This window comes from Acinetobacter sp. YH12201, from assembly GCF_013418145.1.
GTDB lineage: Bacteria > Pseudomonadota > Gammaproteobacteria > Pseudomonadales > Moraxellaceae > Acinetobacter.
In genome coordinates, this window is sequence record NZ_VPCP01000141.1 from 1 (window position 1) to 3,555 (window position 3,555).

The 3,555-nt window shown below is 46.7% G+C and carries 2 protein-coding genes and 4 pseudogenes; all 6 read right to left on the reverse strand.

All coding sequences use genetic code 11. From position 1 onward, the window contains the following. Positions 1 to 122: 122 nt before the first annotated feature. A pseudogene (locus tag FTU91_RS16745) lies at positions 123 to 278 on the reverse strand (IS3 family transposase); the annotation flags it as partial. A gap of 30 nt (positions 279 to 308) precedes the next feature. Further along, positions 309 to 1,950 (reverse strand): annotated as a pseudogene (locus FTU91_RS15850) (IS66 family transposase). 74 nt (positions 1,951 to 2,024) lie between these two features. Continuing rightward, positions 2,025 to 2,360 (reverse strand): IS66 family insertion sequence element accessory protein TnpB, encoded by a 336-nt coding sequence (tnpB, locus tag FTU91_RS15855; protein ID WP_180082817.1) that lies wholly within the window; start codon positions 2,358 to 2,360, stop codon positions 2,025 to 2,027. Continuing rightward, entirely contained in the window at positions 2,357 to 2,740 is a 384-nt protein-coding gene (locus FTU91_RS15860) for a transposase (RefSeq protein ID WP_180082818.1), read from the reverse strand. Before FTU91_RS15860 ends, tnpB begins: the two co-directional genes overlap by 4 nt. A gap of 85 nt (positions 2,741 to 2,825) precedes the next feature. Then, a pseudogene (locus FTU91_RS16750) lies at positions 2,826 to 3,355 on the reverse strand (transposase); the annotation flags it as partial. 65 nt (positions 3,356 to 3,420) lie between these two features. Further along, positions 3,421 to 3,555 (reverse strand): annotated as a pseudogene (locus tag FTU91_RS15875) (IS5/IS1182 family transposase); the annotation flags it as partial.

A 3,555-nucleotide genomic window follows, 5' to 3' on the forward strand; every position in this document is an offset into this window, starting at 1 on the left:
TTTTCCATAACGCTCACGACCGGGACTTTTGATCCAAGCCGCTTATGGTGGTTTGCTACCTGCTCCTGCAAGCCGATAGCGAGGGGCCATACCCTCATCTCTTACGCCGCTTGCTGCGGCACACTAATATCTGTCACCCATATTTGGTTGGGATAAGTTGGATTAAATTGGCGGTCTAAAGTGTTTGCGGCAACGATAGCTGGATTACCAGCGTGAGCTCTAGGTTTACGATAGCCACGCTGTGATTTGAGACCATTCGCCTTCATGAGCCGATGTACGTAAGCGTCCGCTGAATCCCATACCAATTTTTAATTCGATTTAGGTTTCCAGCAGTGTGGCAGTAACTCTTCAATCTGGGTCACTTTATGTGTCGGCAGCCTTTTCAGCACATCACTTAAATAGGCATACGGATCCAGCCCATTCAGCTTTGCTGACTGGATTAACGTCATGATGTTTGCCGCTCGCTGACCACTGCGCAGCGAACCTGCAAACAGCCAGTTCTTGCGCCCCAACGCCCAGGGACGCATCTGATTCTCGACCCAATTATTGCAAATCGGTAGATTGCCATCATCCAGATAGCGGCTTAAAGCTGGCCAACGCTTCAGAGTGTAATTGATGGCCTTGGCGGTGGGAGAACTCGATGGCACCGTCAGATGATGTTGGTTGAGCCATTCATATAGTTGTTGCATCACCGGTTGGCTATGCTGTTGTCGGTATTCGCGGCGGTCTTCCGCTGTACCATCCGTCTTTTTCCTGAGTTCTGCTTCTATGGCATACAGTTTCTGAATCAGCACTAATGCCTGTTCAGCGACCTGACTTTTCCCGGTCACATGCAGTTCATGGAATTTACGACGTGCATGGGCCATGCAGCCCACCTCAATGACCTGGCCTGATTTAAAGCGTGCTTTATAACCACTGTAATCATCACAGACCAGATGACCCTGCCAGCCTTTCAGGAACTCTTCAGCATGCTGACCTGAACGACTATCCTGAAAGTCATAGATCACTGCCTGAACTGGATTGTACTGTGTGGTGGCATAGGCCCAGACATAACCTTTCTTCGGTTTTTTCTCATTCTCACCCATCCGCATGATGGTGACCGGTGTTTCATCTGCATGCAGCACCTGCTGTTGCAGTACCACCTCTTTTAAGGCATTGGCCAGAGGTTCCAGTTCCACACCGCAGCGACCTATCTGAGAAGCACTGCTTCGCAAGGGATAACGTTGATCTGGATAAATCAATACCCGCCCGCTGATAGATCAGACGTTGACGGTACAGCGGTAAATGATCGGCATACTTCGATACCAACACATGGCTGAGCAGTTCAGGTGAAGCAATGCCTTTATCAATCACATAGGCGGGCATCGCTTGCTGGGTCAGGGTGTCACACTGATCACAGACCCATTTACCACGCACATGCTGTTCCTTATAGAACTGTGCCGGTCTGAAATGCAGTTTTTCACTGACATCTTCGCCGATACGACGGAGTTGGCAGCCACAACTGCATTGGGTTGATGCAGGTTCATGCTCAATACGGATGGTGTGTAGATGATCTGGCAGCAGTCGACGTTTAGGTTTATTGGTTTTGGCTTTCTGTGTCGCTGCATCGGTTTTATCTGCATTTAATCGTTCTAATTCCAGATCAACAGCAGCAATATCTTCTTCAACCGCTTCATCCCATAGGTGGATTTGTTTTGCGGTGAGATGTTCGTTTTTACTGCCGAATTTGTGCTGTTTAAATAGTGCGAGTTCATGCTCGTATTTTTGATTGAGAATAGAAAGATGTTGAACTTTAGAATCTAATTGCTGATTGGTGACTTCAAGATGTTGAACTCTGGCATCTAATTGCTGGTTTGATTGTGCTAGAGACTGATGCTGCATCGCCAACTGTCTGGTGAATTCCAGCAGTTGTTCATGGGTCAGTTGGCTTAAGTCAGGCAGCGTATTCATGACCGCAGTATGCCTGAGGTCATGAGAAGAATGAAATAGAACGTTTGGAGAATAGCAGAATGGAACAGCCTGGTTTAAAGCATCGTCACCACCTGCTGTCGTCCAATGCGCTGCCAGGGCAAACCTTGGATCAGTGCCTGTAACTGTTCCGGGCTGAGGGCCACGGTTTCACCCTGATGAACCTGCACCCAGTGAAATTTACCTTGTTCCAGCCGCCGGGCACACAGCCAGATACCTAATCCATCATGTACCAGCACTTTCATACGATGGCCACGTTTATTACAGAACAGGTAGGCGCAATGCGGTTTGATGTAGCCAAAGGCTCTCAGCACCTGAGCCATGGCAGTATCCATCCCCGCACGCATGTCCATGGGTTGGGTAGAGAGCCAGATTTCATCGATGCGGATCATGTTGCCAATGCCTTGAGTAATTCTGCCAAGGCGGGCATTTCTGATGCCTGCCATTTTAACTGGATCGCGTTATTGGTATGAGGCACAGTGATGTGCAGTGTGATCATCACATCAATAGGTTGACTGATCGCAGCTGTATAAGGCAAAGCAATAAATGCTGGCTTAACATGAGCAGGATCCTGCACGACACCATCATGATGACTGAAGATTCTAATCCAACGACTGACGAGGTTAGCATTAAGACCATGCTTCAGTGCGACCGAGGCGATCGAGGTATTAGGGTCTTTGCAGGCATTTACAATGCTGAGTTTGAATTCTTTGCTGTATTTTCTGCGTTTTTTAGCAACGGGAGGTGCTGCAGAATATAGATCCATGCTCATAGACTAAGTCCCCACTTGTTTTTAAGTGGGAACCAAATTAAGGCTTATAGGATCGCTTGGTAAGGCTGTGTTAGCCGGATGCTTACCGATGTACTCGATTAATCCCGCAACTTTCACCAACATCTTTTAAATCACAGTGAATCTTGCGATAGCCGTAGACTCCGCCAGATTCTAGCCAGAACTGTTTAATTAATCCCGAAAGCTGTTGCCGTTTCCTCGCAGTTTTACTGGTGGGTTGCTTTAACCATGCGTAATAACCACTGTGATGAACATCCAGAGCTGAACATAAACGACGGACAGGCCATATGTGCAGGTTGTCCTGAATAAAGGCGTACCTCATTTGGACTGGCTTGCGAAGTACACCGCGGCCTTTTTTAAGATGTCCCGTTCTTCAGTGACCCTTTGCAGCTCTTTTTTTAACTTTGCCAATTCTGCACTTGGATCAGTAGATTCTGTTGTCTTGGGTTGCTGTGGATCATAACGTTTAATCCAGGCATATAAACTATGTGTGGTGGTTCCTAAACGTGCAGCAACTTCGGTCACACTATGACCTTTCTCGGTAACTTGTTTTACTGCTTCAATTTTGAATTCTTCAGGGTATCGTTTACTGCTCATAAGCACCTCGTTAATTAGCCATTTTATCTAACTAAAAGGTGTCTACAAAATTAGTGGCTATTCACTAAATCGATCATAACATATTCACAATGTTTGAATTTCTTAACCGTTTTTCTTGCCAGTTTAATGTCATGCTGACTGCCATTCGATATATCTAGCCCTATGATTTGTTTGCTCTTTGGATGATAGATCACTTGTGC

Coding starts and splice junctions, on each gene's coding strand:
- tnpB (WP_180082817.1), bottom strand. CDS start 2,360: ATGATCCGCATCGATGAAATCTGGCTCTCTACCCAACCCATGGACATG.
- FTU91_RS15860 (WP_180082818.1), bottom strand. CDS start 2,740: ATGAGCATGGATCTATATTCTGCAGCACCTCCCGTTGCTAAAAAACGC.